The organism is Enterobacteriaceae endosymbiont of Plateumaris rustica (genome assembly GCF_012562965.1).
Taxonomy (GTDB): domain Bacteria; phylum Pseudomonadota; class Gammaproteobacteria; order Enterobacterales; family Enterobacteriaceae.
This window is the reverse complement of the sequence record NZ_CP046228.1, coordinates 377069-396256: the sequence shown is the minus strand read 5'-3', so window position 1 is coordinate 396256 and position 19188 is coordinate 377069. Positions and strand designations below refer to the sequence as shown.

Genomic DNA, 19188 nt, shown 5'->3' with positions numbered 1-19188 from the left:
TTTATTAAAATAATTAGGAAATATTATGTTATTACCTTGGTTAATGTTAATTCCTTTTATTGGTGGATTAATTTGTTGGCAAATTGAACGGTTAAATTACAAATTACCTCGTTGGATATCTTTAATATCTATTAGTATAGTTTTTTTAATTTCTATTATTGAATTATTTATTCATCCATATTTTTTAAATAATGAATTATTTTTATCATATCCTATATGGGTATCAGAATTTATATTACCTTGGATTCCAAGATTTGGTATAAATTTTCATTTAGCTACGGATGGTCTTTCTATAATAATGATTAATTTAACTGGATTATTAGGTATAATGGCAGTTTTATGTTCTTGGAACGAAACAAAAAAATTGCATGGTTTTTTTCATTTAAATCTGTTATGGATTTTAAGTGGAGTTATAGGTGTATTTCTTGCTATTGATATGTTTTTATTTTTTTTATGTTGGGAAATTATGTTAATTCCTATGTATTTTTTAATATCATTATGGGGTCATAATAATATCAAAGGTAAAAATTGTGTAACAGCAGCTACTAAATTTTTTATTTATACACAAGCTGGTGGTTTATTAATGTTAGTTGGTATTTTAACATTAGTTTTTTTAAACCAAGAAATTACAGGATTATGGACTTTTGAATATAATAATTTATTACATGTTCCAAAATCATTTTATTTAGAATTTTTATTAATGTTATGTTTTTTTATTGCTTTTGCTGTAAAAATACCAGTAATTCCATTACATGGATGGTTACCTGATGCTCATACTCAAGCACCTACTGCAGGATCTGTAGATTTAGCAGGAATTTTATTAAAAACAGCTGCTTATGGTTTATTAAGATTTTCTTTACCATTATTTCCTTTAGCTTCTTTAAAATTTGCTCCTATTGCAATAATATTAGGTATTATAGGTATATTTTATGGATCTTGGTTAGCTTTTATTCAAAATGATATAAAAAGAATAATAGCTTATACTTCAATATCTCATATGGGATTTATACTTATTGGAATTTATAGTAATAATAAAATTGCTTATCAGGGAGTCATTATACAAATGATATCACACGGAATATCTGCTGCAGCTCAATTTATAATTTGTGGTCAAATATATGAACGTTTAAAAACAAGAAATATAAATTTAATGGGTGGATTTTGGAGTCATATAAATTGGTTACCAGGTTTTTTTCTATTTTTTTCTTTAGCAAGTTTAGGAATACCAGGTACTGGAAATTTTATAGGAGAATTTTTAATTCTTATGGGAAATTTTCAACATTATCCAATATATGCTAGTATTGCTATCTTTGGTTTAATATTTGCAAGTATTTATTCACTAAATATGATGCAAAAAATTTTTTATGGAACAATAAAAAAATCTTTTGTTTTTAAAAAAATGGTTTATAGAGAAATATTTATTATTTCATCTCTATTAATGTTATTGTTAATATTAGGATTTTATCCTCAACCTATATTAAATATTTCTTATAATGTAATTAATAATATTTATAATAAAATTATGTTAAATTAGAATATTTTATAAAATAAATTATCTTTATAAAAGGAAAATAAAATATATTTTATGAAAAATTTCATAATACTATTACCTTTAATTATTATGATATTGACAATAATACTTACATTAATAAGTATTTCTATTAAACGTAATAATTTTATTCATTTAATTATAACGATTAGTGGCTTATCTTTTACTTTAATATCTATTTTACATAATATGTATTATAATATTAATGTAATTGGTAATACATTATTTATTGTGGATAATTATTCTTATTTTTATAGTATAATATTGTTAATAACTAGTATTATCACTTGTATAATAGCTTATCCTTGGTTATCAAATTATTATTATCATAAAGATGAATTTTATCTTTTAATTCTTATTTCATCTATTGGAGGAATTGTTTTAACTATTGCAAATAATTTTATTTCTATGTTAGTAGGAATAGAATTAATATCTATACCTATATTTGGATTAATTGGATATGATTTTAAATTAAAAAATTCATTAGAAGCAACTATTAAATATACCATTCTTTCTAGTGTAGCATCATCTTTTTTTATATTAGGTATTTCATTAATTTATATTGATTATGGAAATTTAAATTTTACATATATAAGTAAATATTACTTATTTAATTCAACAATAAATAACATAAGTATACTAGGTTTAGTTTTAATTTTAGTAAGTATAGGATTTAAATTATCATTAGTACCTTTTCATTTATGGACTCCAGATATTTATCAAGGTTCACCTACTATAGTAGCAATGTTTTTATCTACATTTAGTAAAATTTCTATTTTTACATCTTTTGTAAGATTATTACTTCATATTACTAATATAGCTTCAAATAAATTAATATTATTTAATTTACTAATTTTAATATCTACAATTTCTATTATATTTGGAAATTTTTTAGCTCTTTCACAAAATAATATTAAACGTTTATTAGGATATTCTTCTATAGCTCATTTAGGTTATATGTTAATAATATTAATATATAATATAATCTTTCCAAATAATATATTATTTTCATTAGAAGCTATGGGAATATATAGTATAGCTTATATACTAAATAATATAGGTATATTTTCTGTTATTAGCATACTTTCTAATTTAAATATACAACAATATAAAAAATATTCCGATCATCTTCATTTTTATAGAGGACTATTTTGGTATGATCCTATTTTATCATTTATAATGACTATTATGTTTTTATCTTTAGCTGGTATTCCTATAACATTAGGTTTTATTTCTAAATTTTATTTAATATCATTAATTATTAAAATGAAATTATGGTATTTTGCATTTATAGTTATACTTGGAAGTGCTGCTGGTTTATATTATTATTTACGTGTTATTATTAATTTATATTTAAATCCATATAATAAATTATATACGTCAGTTCCTTTAAATAATTTAAATATAAAAAAAATATTTTTTTGTAAATACTTAATATTATTATTGACAATAATAACTGTTTTATTAGGAGTATATCCTGAATTTATAATACAAATTGTTAAAAAATCTATATTATTTATGTAAATATATTTTAGTAAGAATTATTTACTAAAATATAATAGTTATTTTTTTAAAAATTTATATGTTATTTTTATAAAAAATATACAAATTAAAAAGAATAATATGTATTGTATTATTTTATTAATATCTCCAATTAAAGAAGTAATAATGTCACCAAATATAAAACCTAAACTAACAAAAATTACAGACCATATTATAGCACCTATAATATTAAATATTAAAAATTTAAATGTTGTTATACTAGTTATACCAATAATTATTGGTCCAATTAATCGAAATCCATACATAAATCTAACCATAATAATAAATACATATGGATAATTAATAATTAAATTTTGATATTTATGTATTTTTAAATCATTTTTTTTTAAAAAAAATAATAATTTATTACTATATTTTTTTCCAATATAAAATAAAAATTGATCTCCTATGATAGCACCTAATGTAGAAATTATTATAACCCAATGATAAATTAATAATCCTTTATGTATAGCGATACCTCCAATAATAATAAATGTCTCTCCTTCTATAAGAGATCCTATAAGTATGATTAAATAACCATATTGGTTAATGATTTTAGTAATATTTATATCAAACATTTTAAAATTATATAATAATCATTATAAATAAACAATTATAAAATTATCATAAATATTTTAATAATTATATATAGGTGAGAAGGGGATTCGAACCCCTGATACGTTTCCATATACACACTTTCCAGGCATGCGCCTTAAACCACTCGGCCATCTCACCATATAAAAATTTATAATTTTTATATATTATATATTGTTAAAATATTAAAAGTATAATAATATTATATATTATGTTAATAAATAATAAAATCATAAAAAATAAATTTAGTTTTTTATTTTATGATTATGAAACTTTTGGTTTACATCCTTCTATAGATAGAATAGCACAATTTGCTTGTATACGTACTAATATAAATTTTGATATTATAGAAGATCCTATAGTATTATATTGTAAATTACCAACTGATTATATTCCTAATCCTAAATCTGTTATTATTCATAATATAAGTCCACAAATAGTTAATTCTAAAGGAATACTTGAATGTTATTTAGCAAAAAAAATTAATAAAATATTTTCTAAAAATTATACTTGTATTGTAGGATACAATAATATTTCATTTGATGATGAGTTTAGTCGTAATTTATTTTATCGAAATTTTTATAATCCATATGATTATTGTTTTAATAATAATAGTAGATGGGATATACTAAATTTAGTGAGAGCATGTTGTGTTTTAAGACCTAAAGGTATTAATTGGCCTAAAATAAATAATATTCCTGTTTTTAATCTTGAAAAAATTGCTAATATCAATAATATTAAATTATACTATAAATCACATGATGCATTATCTGATGTTTATACAACAATAGAGGTTGCTAAATTAATTAAAAAAAAACAATTACTTCTTTATAATTATTTTTTTAAAAATAGAACAAAAGAAGAAATATTAAAAATAATTAATCTATATGAAATAAAACCTTTAATTTATATTAGTAATATATATAAAAATTTAAATAATAATATAGGATGTGTTGTTCCTTTATTTTGGTCTTTTAAAAATAGAAATATATTAATTACTTTTGATTTAATTAATAATATTAATCAATTTATTAATTTAAATAAAAAAAAAGATATTTCAGAAAATAATTTTTTAATTTATATAAAATTTATAAATATAAATAATTCACCTCTATTATTACCAATTAAATTTTTAAAAAATGATGATATTAAACGTTTAAATTTTAATTTAATTTATTATGAAACAAATTTTTTAATATTTAAAAAACATTTCTTTGAAATTAAAAATATTATTTTTTCTTGTTTAATTAGATTTTATAATAAAAATATTTTTTTTGATAAAAAAAATGTAGATACACAATTATATAAAAATTTTTTTCGATATTCAGATTTACAAAAATTTAAAATAATTCATAAAACATCAGTAAATAAATTAAATAAATTTATTTTTGATGACTCAAGGGCTAAAAAATTATTATTTAGATATAGAGCTAGAAATTTTCCTGAAACTTTAAGTAAATTAGAAAAAAATAAATGGAGTTTATATGTTAAAAATATTTTTAATAAAAATTATATTTTTAATTATACTAATCAAATAAAAAATTTATTAGATAAATATCAAAATTCTAAAAAATATACAACTATTTTAAATAATTTACTAAAATATTTTAAAAAAATTATTAATAAAAAAAATAATTTTTAATTTTATTTGAAAATATGACCCATTTTATTAGCTTTAGTATTTAAATATTGATTATTTTTTGAATTATATCCTACAATTAATGGAATACGATCAACGACATTAATTCCATTTTTTTTTAAAATATTAATTTTATTGGGATTATTTGTTAATAATTTTATTTTTAAAATACCTAATATTTTTAATATATCTGAACATATACTATAATCTCTTTCATCTGCAGCAAATCCTAATTTATGATTTGCTTCTACAGTATCTAATCCATTATCTTGATATGCATAAGCTTTAATTTTATTTAATAAACCTATATTTCTACCTTCTTGTCTGTGATAAATTAATATTCCACAATTTTCTCTAGATATTTGTATTAAAGAAGATTTTAATTGAAAACCACAATCACAACGTAAACTGAATAAAGAATCTCCAGTTAAACATTCAGAATGAATTCTTGTTAAAACAATATTTTTTTTATAAATTCTTTTTATTCCATAAATTAAAGCAACATGATTATTTTTAGTAGATATTTCTTCAAAACCTATTATAATAAATTCTCCCCATATAGTTGGTAATTTTGCTCTTGATATTTCTTTTAAATTCATATAATAATTCCTCATTAATATGTAAATGATTCTATCATTTATTATGTTATATAACTAACATAAAAATATGGCTTTAGTAAAAGTTAAATATTCAATTTATATTCTATAAACATATGGACTAAAATTTTTTATAATTAATTTTTTTATAAAAATGTTATAATAAATATAAAATTTTTATAATATATTGAAAATTTTATTAAAATAATTTATTTATATAAAAATTATTTTTTGTTTAAGGAAAAATATGAATTTGTTAAAATCATTAACAATGGTTAGTATTATAACATTACTATCTAGATTATTAGGATTTATTCGAGATAGTTTTATAGCAAAAATTTTTGGTGCTGGTGTTTATAGTGATTCTTTTTTTATGGCATTTAAATTACCAAATTTATTACGTCGTATTTTTGCTGAAGGAGCTTTTTCTCAAGCTTTTACTCCTGTACTAGCAGAATATAAAAATAAAAGAAATATTATTGAAACTAAAGAATTTATTTCTGCTGTCTTAGGAATATTAACAATATTATTAATAATTGTTGTTTTATTTGGAATAATATTTTCTTCTTTAATTGTTTCTATTATAGCTCCTGGATTTGTTACTACTAGTTATAAATTAATACTAACTTCTAAAATGTTAAAAATAACTTTTCCTTATATTTTTTTAATTTCTTTATCTTCCTTAGCAAGTTCTATTTTGAATATTTGGAAAAATTTTTTAGTTCCAGCATTAACTCCTATATTATTAAATTTATGTATGATATTTTTTATTATGTTTTTTCCATTATATTTTGATCCTCCAGTATTAATATTAGCATGGTCTGTTATAATTGGGGGTTTTATACAATTAATTTATCAATTAGTTTATTTAAAAAAAATAAATATGTTAGTATTTCCACGCTGTCAGTATGTAATATATAATAATATTAATGGTGTAATAAAAGTTTTCCAAAAAATGGGAATAGCTATTATCGGTGTATCTGCAACTCAAATATCTTTATTAATTAATTCTGTTTTTGCTTCTTTTTTAATTACAGGTTCAGTTACTTGGATTTATTATGCTGATCGTTTAATGGAATTACCTATTGGAATGTTTGCTGTTGCATTAAGTATAGTATTATTGCCAGCATTAACTGATGCATTTACTACAAATAATGAAAAAGAATATAATAAATTAATAGATTTAGGTTTACGTTTATGCTTTATATTAATAGTTCCAAGTTCTTTAATTTTGGGTTTTTTTTCTAAAATGTTATTAATTTGTTTATTTCAATATGGAGCTTTTACTTATTTTGATGTTTTAATGACTCAAAAAAATCTTGTTATATATGCTATAGGTTTATTATTTATAATAACATCTAAAGTTTTAGCTTTAGGATATTATGCAAGACAAAATGTTAGAACTCCTGTATTAATAGCAATATTTGTTTTAATTATTACTCAATTAATAAGTCCTATATTTATTTTTTTCCTAAGTCATATTGGATTTGCTATATCAATATGTTTAGCTGCATTTTTAAATTTTATTTTACTATTAAATAAATTAGTACGAAATAAAATTTATATTCCAGAACCTGGATGGTATAATTTTCTTATACGTATAACAGCTGTTACTATGGTTTTAGGTTTAATATTGTCGTTTTTTTCTATAATGATTTCTGATCAATGGTTAATATTATCTGATTTAAAATTTCGTATAATATTTTTATGTATTATTTGTTTTTTTGTTTTAATATTATATATGTTAGTATTATTTTTATTAGGTTTTCGTGTACAAGAATTTTCATTACATAAATACAAAAATAATTATTAAATTGATTTTTAATATATAGATAATTAAATTATTATTTAAGTAATTAAAAATCAAAAATTTTTTAAAAAATTTAAGGAGTAATTTATTTATTTTATAATAAAAATTAATATATAATTATTATTAATTTAGTTACATAACATATTTTTATATTAATAATAATTATATATTAATTTTTATTAATGATTTAATATATAATTAATTTTATATATTTTATCATAAAAAAAAATTTTATAAAATATTTATAACTATTTTAAAATTTATAATAAAAAAATTATTAATTAATGAAATTAAATATTATAATTTATATATAATTAAAAATTAATTCTTTTATATCTATATTTTAATAAAAATTAATATTTATTTAAAAAAATGATTTATTATTATTTATATTTTATATTCATAATATAATTCATTATTTTTTGATGGTAATCATTATGTTTAAAAAAAAATTAATACATTTTTCTTGTAAGAAAATTTGGAATGGAATTTTTTTAACTAATAATGCATTATTACAAGTTAATAAAATAATAAAAAAATATTCTACAATTAATGGTATTAGATTAATTTTAAAAAAAACTGGTTGTTTTGGTTTTAAATACAAGATCGAACCAATAAAAAAGCCTTTTAAAGATGATTTAATTTTTCAAAATAATAATATTTATATATATATAAAAAAAGTAGATATTATTTTTATAGATGGAACTAAAATAGATTTTATTCAAAAAAATTTTAAAGAATATTTTAAATATTATAATTCTAAAATTATTAAGTCTTGTGGTTGTGGAGAAAGTTTTAATATTAAAAATTAAAAAAATTTACTATGAAAAATAATTACATAAAAAAAAAAATTAAGTTTCTTAATGAAAAAAAATCTCTTTATAAAGAAGGTTTTTCTACAAATTTAAAAAATGAACAATTAATTCCAGGAATAAATGAAAATATAATAAAAAAAATATCCAAAATACGTAATGAACCTAAATGGATGTTAGATTTTAGATTAGAAGGATATCATTTTTGGATAAATAATAAAGAACCTCATTGGTTAAACGGAAATTTTGATAAATTAAATTATCAAAATTATATTTATTATTCTGCACCATTATCTAATATAAATAATAAATTAAACATAAATTCTAATTTAAATAAAAATAAATATTTTACAAATGCTGTATCAAATACTTTTAATAAATTAAAAATTCCTATTAATAATAAAAATATAGCAGTTGATGGTATTTTTGATTCTGTATCTGTTATTACAACACATAAAGATAAATTATTAAAAAAAGGAATTATTTTTTGTTCTTTAAATGATGCTATTCAAAACTATCCTAACTTAGTTAAAAAATATTTAGGTTCAGTTGTTTCTGCTCATGATAATTTTTTTGCATCTTTAAATGCAGCTGTAGCTTCTGATGGAACATTTATATATATACCTAAAAATGTAAATTGTCCTATAGAATTATCAACTTATTTTCGTATAAATGAAAAAAATATTGGACAATTTGAACGTACAATTTTAATTGCAGATGAAAATAGTAGTGTAAACTATATAGAAGGATGTTCTGCTCCCATAAGAAAAAATTATCAATTACATGCTGCTGTTGTAGAAGTAATATTATTAAAAAATGCTAAAGTAAAATATTCTACTGTTCAAAATTGGTTTTCAGGTAATAAAAATTCAGGAGGTATTTTAAATTTTGTTACTAAAAGAGCAATATGTAAAGGAAATTATAGTAAAATGTCATGGACTCAATCAGAAACAGGATCTGCTATTACATGGAAATATCCTAGTGTTATTTTAAAAGGAGATTATTCTATTGGTGAATTTTTTTCAATTTCTTTAACAAATGGTTATCAACAAGCTGATACTGGAACAAAAATGATTCATATAGGTAAAAAAACAAAATCAACAATTATATCTAAAAGTATTTCTACTGAATATAGTAAAAATACTTATAGAGGTTTGGTAAAAATTGATAAAAAATCAAATTATTCACGTAATTTTACTCAATGTGATTCTATTTTAATAGGTTCAAACTGTAGTACTCATACATATCCTAATTTAAATATTGCTAATAACACATCACAAGTTGAACATGAAGCTACAACTTCTAAAATTGGAGAAGATCAAATATTTTTTTGTTTGCAAAGAGGTATTAGTATGGATAATGCTATTTCTATAATTATTAATGGATTTTGTAAAGATATTTTTATTAAATTTCCTTTAGAATTTGCTATAGAAGCACAAAAGTTATTATCAGTTAATTTAGAAAAAAGTATTGGGTAAAATTTTTTAACCATATATTATTTACATAAAACTATGTTAAAAATAAAAAATCTCCATGTACATATAAATAATAAAGTAATATTAGATGAATTTAATTTAACAATTAATTCTGGAGAAATTCATGCTATAATGGGACCTAATGGATCAGGTAAAAGTACTTTATTATGTGTTTTAGTAGGAAAGAAAGAATATATTATCTCTAAAGGAGAAATTTTTTTTAGAAAAAAAAATTTATTAGATATGAATCCTGAAATAAGAGCAAGAGAAGGAATTTTTGCATCTTTCCAATATTCTCCTGAAATACCAGGTGTTACTAATAATTTATTTTTATATACATCATTAAATGAAATAAGAAAATATAATGGTTTATCTTTATTAGATAAATTTGATTTTCAAGATTTAATTCAAAAAAAAATAAAATTATTAAACATAAAAAAAAGCTTTCTTAATCGTTTTGTAAATGTTGGTTTTTCTGGAGGTGAAAAAAAAATTAATGATATATTACAAATGTTAATTCTAAAACCAAAATTATGTATTTTAGATGAAATTGATTCAGGATTAGATATTGATGCATTAAAAAAAGTTTCAAAAATTATAAATTCTATGAGATCTAAAAATAGATCTTTTATTATTATTACTCATTATCGTCGTATTTTAGATTATATTAAACCAGATTATGTACATATTATTTATAATAATAAAATTGTTAAATCTAGTGATTTTATGCTAGTTAAACAATTAGAGGATCAAGGTTATGGTTGGCTTAATGAATAATAATTTATTGAAACAATTAAGTTATATATATAAATTACATAAAAAAAAACATTTTTCAGATAAATCTGAAAGTCATTGGTTAAGTTTAAAAAATTTATTACATAATCAAAAATATATAAAAAAAAATATATATTTAAATATTATAAATAATAACTTATTAAAAATTGCTTTGACAAAAAAATTTTCAAAAAAAGATTTAGTTAATATTATATTTAAAATTGATGCAGTTTTTTTATATTTTATAAATGGTAAATTAAATCAAAATATAAGTGATATAAATAATATTTATTATAAAATAACTATTAATAAATTTAATAATTTAAATTATCATGATACTTTTATTAAACATAATTTCTTTACTCATTTATCAGAATCTTTATCTAAAGAAATTATTTTTATTGATATAAATTTAGAAAATATTAATATTATAAAACCTCTTTATTTAATATATATAAATATAGGAAATAATAGTAAAAATTTTTTTTATATGTCAAATTATAGAAATTATATAAATATTCAAAAAATACAGTCTATTACAATATTTGAACATTATATTAATATTAATGAGTCTTATTTCAGTAATATTTATACAACTTTAATTTTAAATGATAATGTTAATTTAACTCATTATAAATTAGTTACCGGTAATAAAAAAAATTATTATTTTACTAATAATGAATATTATTTAAATAATAATAATTATATTACAAAATATGATTTTTTAATATCTAATAAAATTATATATCAAAATAATAGTTTCTATTTTAATGGAAATAATTCTAAATTAGAATATAAAAGTTTATCTTTATCTAAAGGAAATAGTTTTTCTTATATTAAAAGTTATTTGGAACATAATAAAAAATATTGTTATAGTAATCAACTACATAAAGCAATAGTTTCTGATAATTCTATTATAAATTTTAAAGGATTATTAAAAATTAATTCTCAAGCTATAAAAACAGATGGTCAAATGAATTATAGTGGATTATTACTTAATAAATTTTCAGAAATAAATGTTAAGCCAGAATTAGATATTTATAATGATGATGTTAAATGTAAACATGGTGTATTTTCTGGTAAAATAGATGATAATCAGTTATTTTTTTTAAGAACAAGAGGTATAAATTTAAAAAAATCTTATAATATACTTCTTTTTGCATTTGTAATTGACTTAATTAAAGATATTTGTGATGATTATTTTAAAAAAGAAATACATAAATATATATCAAACTATTTCTCTAAAGAGAATATTTTTAATGAATTTTAATTTAATAAAAATCAGAGAACAATTTCCTATTTTATCTCGTAAAATAAATAAACATAATTTTATTTATTTTGATAATGCTGCTACTGTACATAAACCAATATCAGTTATTTCTACATTAAATAATTTTTACAAAAAAAATTATTCATCAGTACATAGAGGAACACATGCATTAAGTAATAAAGCAACTAATATTATGGAAAAAATACGTAATCAAGTAGCTACTTTTATTAATGCAAAAAAAACAGAAGAAATAATTTTTACTAAAAGTACTACAGAAGGAATCAATTTCATTGCAAATACTTGGGGAATAAATAATATTTTTTCAGGAGATAATATCATTATATCAGAAATGGAACATCATTCCAATATTATTCCATGGAAAATTATATCAAAAAAGATAGGATTTAATATAAATATTATACCATTAACTAAAAATGGAGAATTAAATTATAAAAAAATTTATGATTTAATAGATAAAAGAACTAAACTAATATCTATTACTTATATTTCTAATGTATTGGGAACTATTAATCCTATAAGTAAAATAGTAAAATTAGCTAAAAGTAAAAATATTATAACTGTAATAGATGGAGCTCAGGCAGTAACAAATAGAATTATTAATGTGCAAAGTATTGGATGTGATTTTTTTGTTTTTTCCGGACATAAAATCTTTGGACCTACAGGAATTGGTATTCTTTATGGAAAAAAAGATATATTAGAATTAATACCACCTTGGGAAGGTGGTGGAGGAATGATAAGTAATATTGATTGTGATAATTTTCCTGTCTGGGAAAAGATACCATGGAAGTTTGAAGCAGGATCTCCTAATATTGCTGGTATTATAGGATTAGGTGCTGCGTTATCATGGTTTTCATCTTTTAAAATGGAGGATATTATAAATCATAATAAAAATTTAGTATTATATGCTTTAAAAAAAATTTCTAATATACCAAATATTAGAATATTTGGTAGTAATACTTTAAAAAATAGAGTAGGTATTATTTCTTTTAATTTAAAAAATTGTCATCCTTATGACATAGGATGTTTTCTTGATGAATATGGAATTGCAATACGTACTGGACATCATTGTGCTATTCCTTTAATGAAATATTATAATGTTAAATCTATGTGTAGAATATCTTTTTCTATATATAATAATTTTGACGAAATAGATATTTTTATTAATAAATTAATTTATATTAATAACTTATTAAATAAATAATTATGTTTAAAAATATTTTACCTAATAAAAATATATTAGAAGCTAATTTTAAACGTTGTAATAATTGGGAAGAAAGATATTTATATATAATTGAATTAGGAAAAAAAATTCCTATTTTATCAAAAAAATATCATTCTTTAAAAAATTTAATTCACGGTTGTCAAAGTCAAGTTTGGATTACTTTAAAAATTGATTCTAATCGTCATGTATTATTTAAAGGATATAGTGATTCTTCTATAGTACAAGGTTTATTAGCTATTATTTTTATATTTTATAAAAATAAAACTTATAATAAAATTTTTTTATTTGATATTCAATTATTTTTTAAAAAATTATCTTTGGATAAATACCTTTCTTTATCTAGATTACAAGGAATAGAAATTATTATAAATACTATAAAAAAAAAATTAATACGATTAATTGATAAATAATTAATTATTTAATCTTATTAATTTTAGAATATTATAAAAATATTTATAATACTATAAAATATAGGAATATATAAAATATATGAAAAAAACAAAAATAATATGTACTATTGGACCTAGTTCTGAATCTAAAGAAATATTATCTAAATTATTAAATTTAGGTATGAATGTTATGAGATTAAATTTTTCTCATGGTAATCATATAGATCATAAAAAACGTATTATAAATTTAAGAAAAATTATTAATATAACAGGACAAAAAGTAGCAATATTATTAGATACTAAAGGTCCTGAAATACGTACTACAAAACTTAAAAAAGGTATGGATGTATATTTAAAATCAGGACAAAAATTTATTTTAACTACAGATCAATCTGTTATTGGTGATAATAATTGTGTTGCTATAACATATCCTAATTTAATTTTTGATCTCAATATAGGAAATAAAATACTTGTAGATGATGGTCTTATAGAAATGAAAGTATTAAAAATTAGTAATAATAATATTATATGTGAAGTATTAAATAATGGTAAATTATCAGAAAATAAAGGTATTAATTTACCTGGTATATCTACTAAATTACCTTCTTTATCAAAAAAAGATAAAGATGATTTAATATTTGCATGTCAAAATAAAGTAGATTATATTGCTGCTTCATTTATAAGAAAAAAAGAAGATATATTAGAAATTAAAAATTATTTAAAAAAAAATCAAGGAGAAAATATTCAAGTTATAGCTAAAATTGAAAATCAAGAAGGTTTAAATAACTTTGATGAAATTTTAAAAGTTTCTGATGGTATTATGGTTGCTAGAGGAGATTTAGGAGTTGAAATACCTGTAGAAGATGTAATTTTTGCTCAAAAAATGATGATTAAAAAATGTAATTTTTTTGGTAAAGTAGTAATAACAGCTACTCAAATGTTAGATTCTATGATTAAAAATCCTCGTCCTACAAGAGCTGAAGCTGGAGATGTAGCTAATGCAATTTTAGATGGTACTGATGCTGTTATGTTATCAGGAGAAAGTGCTAAAGGTAAATATCCTTTAGAATCTGTTGCTATTATGTCTAACATTTGTGAAAGAACAGATATAACTATGAATCATAGAATAAATTTTTATGAAAAAAGTAAAGATATGAGTATTACTGATGCAATATGTCGTAGTGCAGTAGAAATTTCAGAAAAATTAAAAACACCTTTAATTATTGTAGCTACAGAATTAGGTAAATCTGCAAAATCAGTAAGGAAATATTTTCCTAAAGCTATGATTTTAGCTTTAACAAATAATATTAAAACTTCTAAACAATTAATATTAAGTAAAGGTATAATACCTAAATTAGTAAAAAAAATTTCATCTACAGATGATTTTTATCATATAGGTAAAAAAGTTGCTTTGTCTAGTAAATATGCTGTAATAGGAGATGTTATTGTTATGGTTTCTGGAGCCTTAGTACCTAGTGGAACAACAAATACTATCTCTGTTCATATAATATGAATTATAGATAAATATTATAAATATAAATTTTTATTTAATTGAAAAATAAAATATTAATTGATAAAAAAATTATCTTTGCAATTTATTATTTTATTTATTGATTTATGTATTTTATAAATAGTATAATTAATTTCTCTTTTAGTAGTGAATCTACCTAAAGAAATACGTATTGAATTTTGAATTAATTTTTCTGTTAATCCTATTGATTTTAGTACGTATGAAGATTGTGAATAATAAGATGTACATGCTGATGAAAAAGAAATAGCAATATTTTTCATTTCTATTACAAGTAATTTATTAAGTATATTTTTAATACCTATATTAATTATATAAGGTGAACCATTATAATCTCCATTATAATATATTCCTTTAATATTTTTTATATTGTTCCATAAATAATTTTTTAATTTTTGAATTTTTAATCTATCTTTATCCATTTCATTAACAGAAATAAGTAATGCTTCTGACATTCCAATAATTTGATGAACAGCTAAAGTACCTGATCTTATATTTTGTTCTTGTCCTCCTCCATGAATAAAAGTTTCTAAAAAAATATTAGGTTTTTTTTTATTAATATATAAAACTCCTATACCTTTTGGTCCATAAAATTTATGTGCGGAAAATGATAATAAATCAATATGCATATTTTTTAAATTAAATGGATATTTTCCTATGCTTTGTGTTGCATCAACATGATAAATTATATTTTTACTATGACATATTTTACCTATTTTTGATATATTTTGAATAACTCCTATTTCATTATTTATATGCATAATAGAAACTAAAATTGTTGTTTTATTAATTGCTTTTTTTAATTTATTTAAATCTATTAAACCATTTTTAGATGGTTTTAAATATGTAACACGAAATCCTATTTTTTCTAAATAAATACATGTTTCTATTACAGATTTATGTTCTATTGTAGAGGTAATAATATGTTTTTTATTTTTTTGAAAATAATTCATTGTAGATTTTATAGCTATATTAATAGATTCACTTGCTGTAGATGTAAATATAATTTCATTACTATTACAGCCTATACATTTAGCTATATTTTTTCTGGCAATACTAACAGCTTCTTCAGCATCCCATCCAAATATATGTAAATTAGAAGCAGGATTACCAAAAACTCCATCTATAGAAAGATATTTCATCATTTTTTTTAAAACTCTTTTATCTACTGGTGTAGTAGATGCGTAATCTAAATAAATTGGATTTTTCATTATTTTAATCTATAAAATTATATTATTTAATAATAAAATAAATATATAATTATTTAAATAAAAAAAATTTTTTAATATAATTAATTTAATTATAATTTTTTTATTTAAATTAAAATTTATAAAAAAAGGAATTTTGTTATGAATAAAATATTATTACAAAATAATATTACAATTTTTATTTTTGATTCAGGTGTCGGAGGAATATCAATATATAATCAAATTAAAAAATTTTTTCCTAAAATAAATTTTATTTATTTATTAGATAATAAATTTTTTCCTTATGGTATAAAATCAAAAAATTTTATTTATAAACGTTGTATAAAAATATTAAAAAAAATTTCATTTCATTATCATATTTCATTAGTTATAATAGCATGTAATACAGCTAGTGTATCAAGTTTTCCTATGATACAAAAATATTTTTCTTTTCCAATAATAGGAATTACTCCAGTTATAAAAGACTCTATTAACACAACAAATAATGGTGTAATTGGTATTATTGCTACAAAAACAACATTAGAAAATTATTATATAAAAAAAGAAATTAAATATTTTCAAAAAAATTATATCATAGAATTTTTATCATCTAAAAAATTAGTTTTTTTAGCAGAAGAAAAAATACAAGGTTTAAATATATCTTTAAAACAAATTAAAAAAATTTTTAAACCTTGGTATAAATTAAAAAAATTTCCTGATACAATAGTATTAGGTTGTACTCATTTTTCTTTAATAATTGATGAATTAAAACAAATTTTACCAAAAAACATTAAATTTTTAAATTCTAATACTTATATAATATCTGAAATGAAAAAAATTATGGTAAATTATAAATTTTTATTTAATTTACAAAAAAATATTATTTTATATACAAAATATACAATAAAAATTAAAAAGATAAAAAGATATCTAATTAATCAAGGATTTAATTTTTTTAAAAAAATTAAAATATAGTTAAATTATTTAAAATTATTATTAATTTCATAAAAAATTCTTGACTCTTTTTTATTTATATGTAAGATAAAAATTAATGTTTTATATTAATAAAGTTCTTTAACAATATATAAAAAAATTTTTAAGGGCACTCTTTTATAAGAGTTTTGTCAATTTATAATTTTATGTTTAATAAAAATTAAATTTAACTTTTTTGTTTTATTTAATTTTTATATTTTAATTTAAGAGTTTGATCATGGCTCAGATTGAACGCTGGCGGCAAGCTTAACACATGCAAGTCGAGCGGCATCGAAATGAATAGTTTACTATTTATTGTCGGCGAGCGGCGGACGGGTGAGTAATATCTGGGGATCTACCTAATGGAGTGGGATAACTATTGGAAACGATAGCTAATACCGCATAATATCGTAAGATCAAAAGTGGGGGATTTTATAATATTTTCATTGTTATTGTGAAACCTCATGCCATTAAATGAACCCAGACGAGATTAGCTAGTAGGTAGGGTAAAAGCCTACCTAGGCTACGATCTCTAGCTGGTCTGAGAGGATAATCAGCCACACTGGAACTGAGATACGGTCCAGACTCCTACGGGAGGCAGCAGTGGGGAATATTGCACAATGGGCGAAAGCCTGATGCAGCTATGCCGCGTGTATGAAGAAGGCCTTAGGGTTGTAAAGTACTTTCAACAAGAAAGAAATAATAAAGTTTAATAAACTTTATTACTGACGTTACTTGTAAAAGAAGCACCGGCTAACTCCGTGCCAGCAGCCGCGGTAATACGGAGGGTGCAAGCGTTAATCGGAATTACTGGGCGTAAAGAGCACGTAGGCGGTATATTAAGTCAGATGTGAAATCCCTGAGCTCAACTTAGGAATTGCATTTGAAACTAATATACTTGAGTTTCGTAGAGGGGGGTAGAATTCCAGGTGTAGCGGTGAAATGCGTAGATATCTGGAGGAATACCAGTGGCGAAGGCGGCCCCCTGGACGAATACTGACGCTCAGGTGCGAAAGCATGGGTAGCAAACAGGATTAGATACCCTGGTAGTCCATGCTGTAAACGATGTCGACTTGAAGGTTGTAAGCTTGACTTGTAGCTTTCGTAGCTAACGCGTTAAGTCGACCGCCTGGGGAGTACGACCGCAAGGTTAAAACTCAAATGAATTGACGGGGGCCCGCACAAGCGGTGGAGCATGTGGTTTAATTCGATGCAACGCGAAAAACCTTACCTGGTCTTGACATCCATGGAATTTAGTAGAGATACTTTAGTGCCTTCGGGAACCATGAGACAGGTGCTGCATGGCTGTCGTCAGCTCGTGTTGTGAAATGTTGGGTTAAGTCCCGCAACGAGCGCAACCCTTGTCCTTTGTTGCCAACGGTTCGGCCGGGAACTCAAAGGAAACTGCTGGTGATAAGCCGGAGGAAGGTGGGGACGACGTCAAGTCATCATGGCCCTTACGACCAGGGCTACACACGTGCTACAATGGTATATACAAAGGGAAGCATCCTCGCGAGAGTAAGCGGATCTCACAAAATATATCGTAGTTCGGATTGGAGTCTGCAACTCGACTCCATGAAGTCGGAATCGCTAGTAATCGTAGATCAGAACGCTACGGTGAATACGTTCCCGGGCCTTGTACACACCGCCCGTCACACCATGGAAGTGAGTTGTAAAAGAAGTAAGTTGCTTAACCTTTTTTATGGAGGGCGCTTACCACTTTGTGATTCATAACTGGGGTGAAGTCGTAACAAGGTAACCGTAGGGGAACCTGTGGTTGGATCACCTCCTTTACTATAAGTACACTC

15 protein-coding genes, 1 tRNA gene and 1 rRNA gene are annotated in these 19188 nt (G+C 21.3%); 13 read left to right on the top strand and 4 right to left on the bottom strand.

Going from position 1 to position 19188, the window contains the following annotated elements; genetic code table 11:
• Nucleotides 1–25: 25 nt before the first annotated feature.
• Both nuoM and GJT82_RS01940 read left to right on the top strand, forming a co-directional pair.
• Complete coding sequence (gene nuoM / locus GJT82_RS01945) at nucleotides 26–1534, top strand: NADH-quinone oxidoreductase subunit M (RefSeq protein ID WP_168819788.1); 1509 nt, start codon at nucleotides 26–28, stop codon at nucleotides 1532–1534.
• 51 nt (nucleotides 1535–1585) lie between these two features.
• Complete coding sequence (locus tag GJT82_RS01940; protein ID WP_168819786.1) at nucleotides 1586–3073, top strand: NADH-quinone oxidoreductase subunit N; 1488 nt, start codon at nucleotides 1586–1588, stop codon at nucleotides 3071–3073.
• Nucleotides 3074–3111: 38 nt separating this feature from the next.
• On the opposite strand, the gene GJT82_RS01935 is transcribed toward GJT82_RS01940, so the two are convergent.
• Together GJT82_RS01935 and GJT82_RS01930 are read right to left on the bottom strand one after the other, a co-directional pair.
• Nucleotides 3112–3669: a DedA family protein gene (locus GJT82_RS01935; protein WP_168819785.1), complete on the bottom strand. Its 558-nt coding sequence runs from the start codon at nucleotides 3667–3669 to the stop codon at nucleotides 3112–3114.
• 72 nt (nucleotides 3670–3741) lie between these two features.
• Nucleotides 3742–3826 (bottom strand) — tRNA-Ser (locus GJT82_RS01930).
• A gap of 70 nt (nucleotides 3827–3896) precedes the next feature.
• Between GJT82_RS01930 and sbcB the strand changes: the two genes are divergently transcribed.
• Complete coding sequence (gene sbcB, locus GJT82_RS01925) at nucleotides 3897–5327, top strand: exodeoxyribonuclease I (RefSeq protein ID WP_168819783.1); 1431 nt, start codon at nucleotides 3897–3899, stop codon at nucleotides 5325–5327.
• A 2-nt stretch (nucleotides 5328–5329) separates the two neighbouring features.
• Here the strand turns inward: sbcB and ribA are convergent, their stop codons facing one another.
• Nucleotides 5330–5923 carry a GTP cyclohydrolase II gene (gene ribA, locus GJT82_RS01920; protein ID WP_168819781.1) on the bottom strand — a complete coding sequence of 198 codons (594 nt, stop codon included), beginning with the start codon at nucleotides 5921–5923 and terminating at the stop codon, nucleotides 5330–5332.
• A gap of 244 nt (nucleotides 5924–6167) precedes the next feature.
• Here ribA and murJ point away from each other — a divergent pair, with 244 nt between their 5' ends.
• From murJ to pykF, 8 genes are all read left to right on the top strand, one after another.
• On the top strand, nucleotides 6168–7733 hold the full coding sequence (gene murJ / locus GJT82_RS01915) for a murein biosynthesis integral membrane protein MurJ (protein ID WP_168819780.1): 1566 nt from the start codon (nucleotides 6168–6170) through the stop codon (nucleotides 7731–7733).
• Between the two features lie 434 nt (nucleotides 7734–8167).
• Nucleotides 8168–8542: an iron-sulfur cluster assembly accessory protein gene (locus GJT82_RS01910; protein ID WP_168819778.1), complete on the top strand. Its 375-nt coding sequence runs from the start codon at nucleotides 8168–8170 to the stop codon at nucleotides 8540–8542.
• A gap of 11 nt (nucleotides 8543–8553) precedes the next feature.
• Nucleotides 8554–10020 (top strand): Fe-S cluster assembly protein SufB, encoded by a 1467-nt coding sequence (sufB, locus tag GJT82_RS01905; RefSeq protein ID WP_168819776.1) that lies wholly within the window; start codon nucleotides 8554–8556, stop codon nucleotides 10018–10020.
• Between the two features lie 33 nt (nucleotides 10021–10053).
• Nucleotides 10054–10794, top strand: coding sequence for a Fe-S cluster assembly ATPase SufC (sufC, locus tag GJT82_RS01900; RefSeq protein ID WP_168819774.1), 741 nt, complete (start codon nucleotides 10054–10056; stop codon nucleotides 10792–10794).
• Nucleotides 10775–12061, top strand: a complete 1287-nt coding sequence (locus tag GJT82_RS01895) for a SufD family Fe-S cluster assembly protein (RefSeq protein ID WP_168819772.1) — start codon at nucleotides 10775–10777, stop codon at nucleotides 12059–12061. Before sufC ends, GJT82_RS01895 begins: the two co-directional genes overlap by 20 nt.
• On the top strand, nucleotides 12051–13283 hold the full coding sequence (locus GJT82_RS01890) for a SufS family cysteine desulfurase (protein ID WP_168819770.1): 1233 nt from the start codon (nucleotides 12051–12053) through the stop codon (nucleotides 13281–13283). The genes GJT82_RS01895 and GJT82_RS01890 overlap by 11 nt, the downstream gene beginning before the upstream one ends.
• Nucleotides 13284–13285: 2 nt before the next feature.
• Nucleotides 13286–13714, top strand: a complete 429-nt coding sequence (gene sufE / locus GJT82_RS01885; RefSeq protein WP_168819768.1) for a cysteine desulfuration protein SufE — start codon at nucleotides 13286–13288, stop codon at nucleotides 13712–13714.
• A gap of 79 nt (nucleotides 13715–13793) precedes the next feature.
• On the top strand, nucleotides 13794–15206 hold the full coding sequence (gene pykF, locus GJT82_RS01880) for a pyruvate kinase PykF (RefSeq protein ID WP_168819766.1): 1413 nt from the start codon (nucleotides 13794–13796) through the stop codon (nucleotides 15204–15206).
• Nucleotides 15207–15259: 53 nt separating this feature from the next.
• Here the strand turns inward: pykF and GJT82_RS01875 are convergent, their stop codons facing one another.
• Nucleotides 15260–16432 (bottom strand): aminotransferase class V-fold PLP-dependent enzyme, encoded by a 1173-nt coding sequence (locus GJT82_RS01875; RefSeq protein ID WP_168819764.1) that lies wholly within the window; start codon nucleotides 16430–16432, stop codon nucleotides 15260–15262.
• A gap of 138 nt (nucleotides 16433–16570) precedes the next feature.
• Between GJT82_RS01875 and murI the strand changes: the two genes are divergently transcribed.
• Nucleotides 16571–17383, top strand: a complete 813-nt coding sequence (gene murI, locus GJT82_RS01870; protein WP_168819762.1) for a glutamate racemase — start codon at nucleotides 16571–16573, stop codon at nucleotides 17381–17383.
• 217 nt (nucleotides 17384–17600) lie between these two features.
• Nucleotides 17601–19173, top strand: a 16S ribosomal RNA gene (locus GJT82_RS01865).
• Nucleotides 19174–19188: the final 15 nt, after the last annotated feature.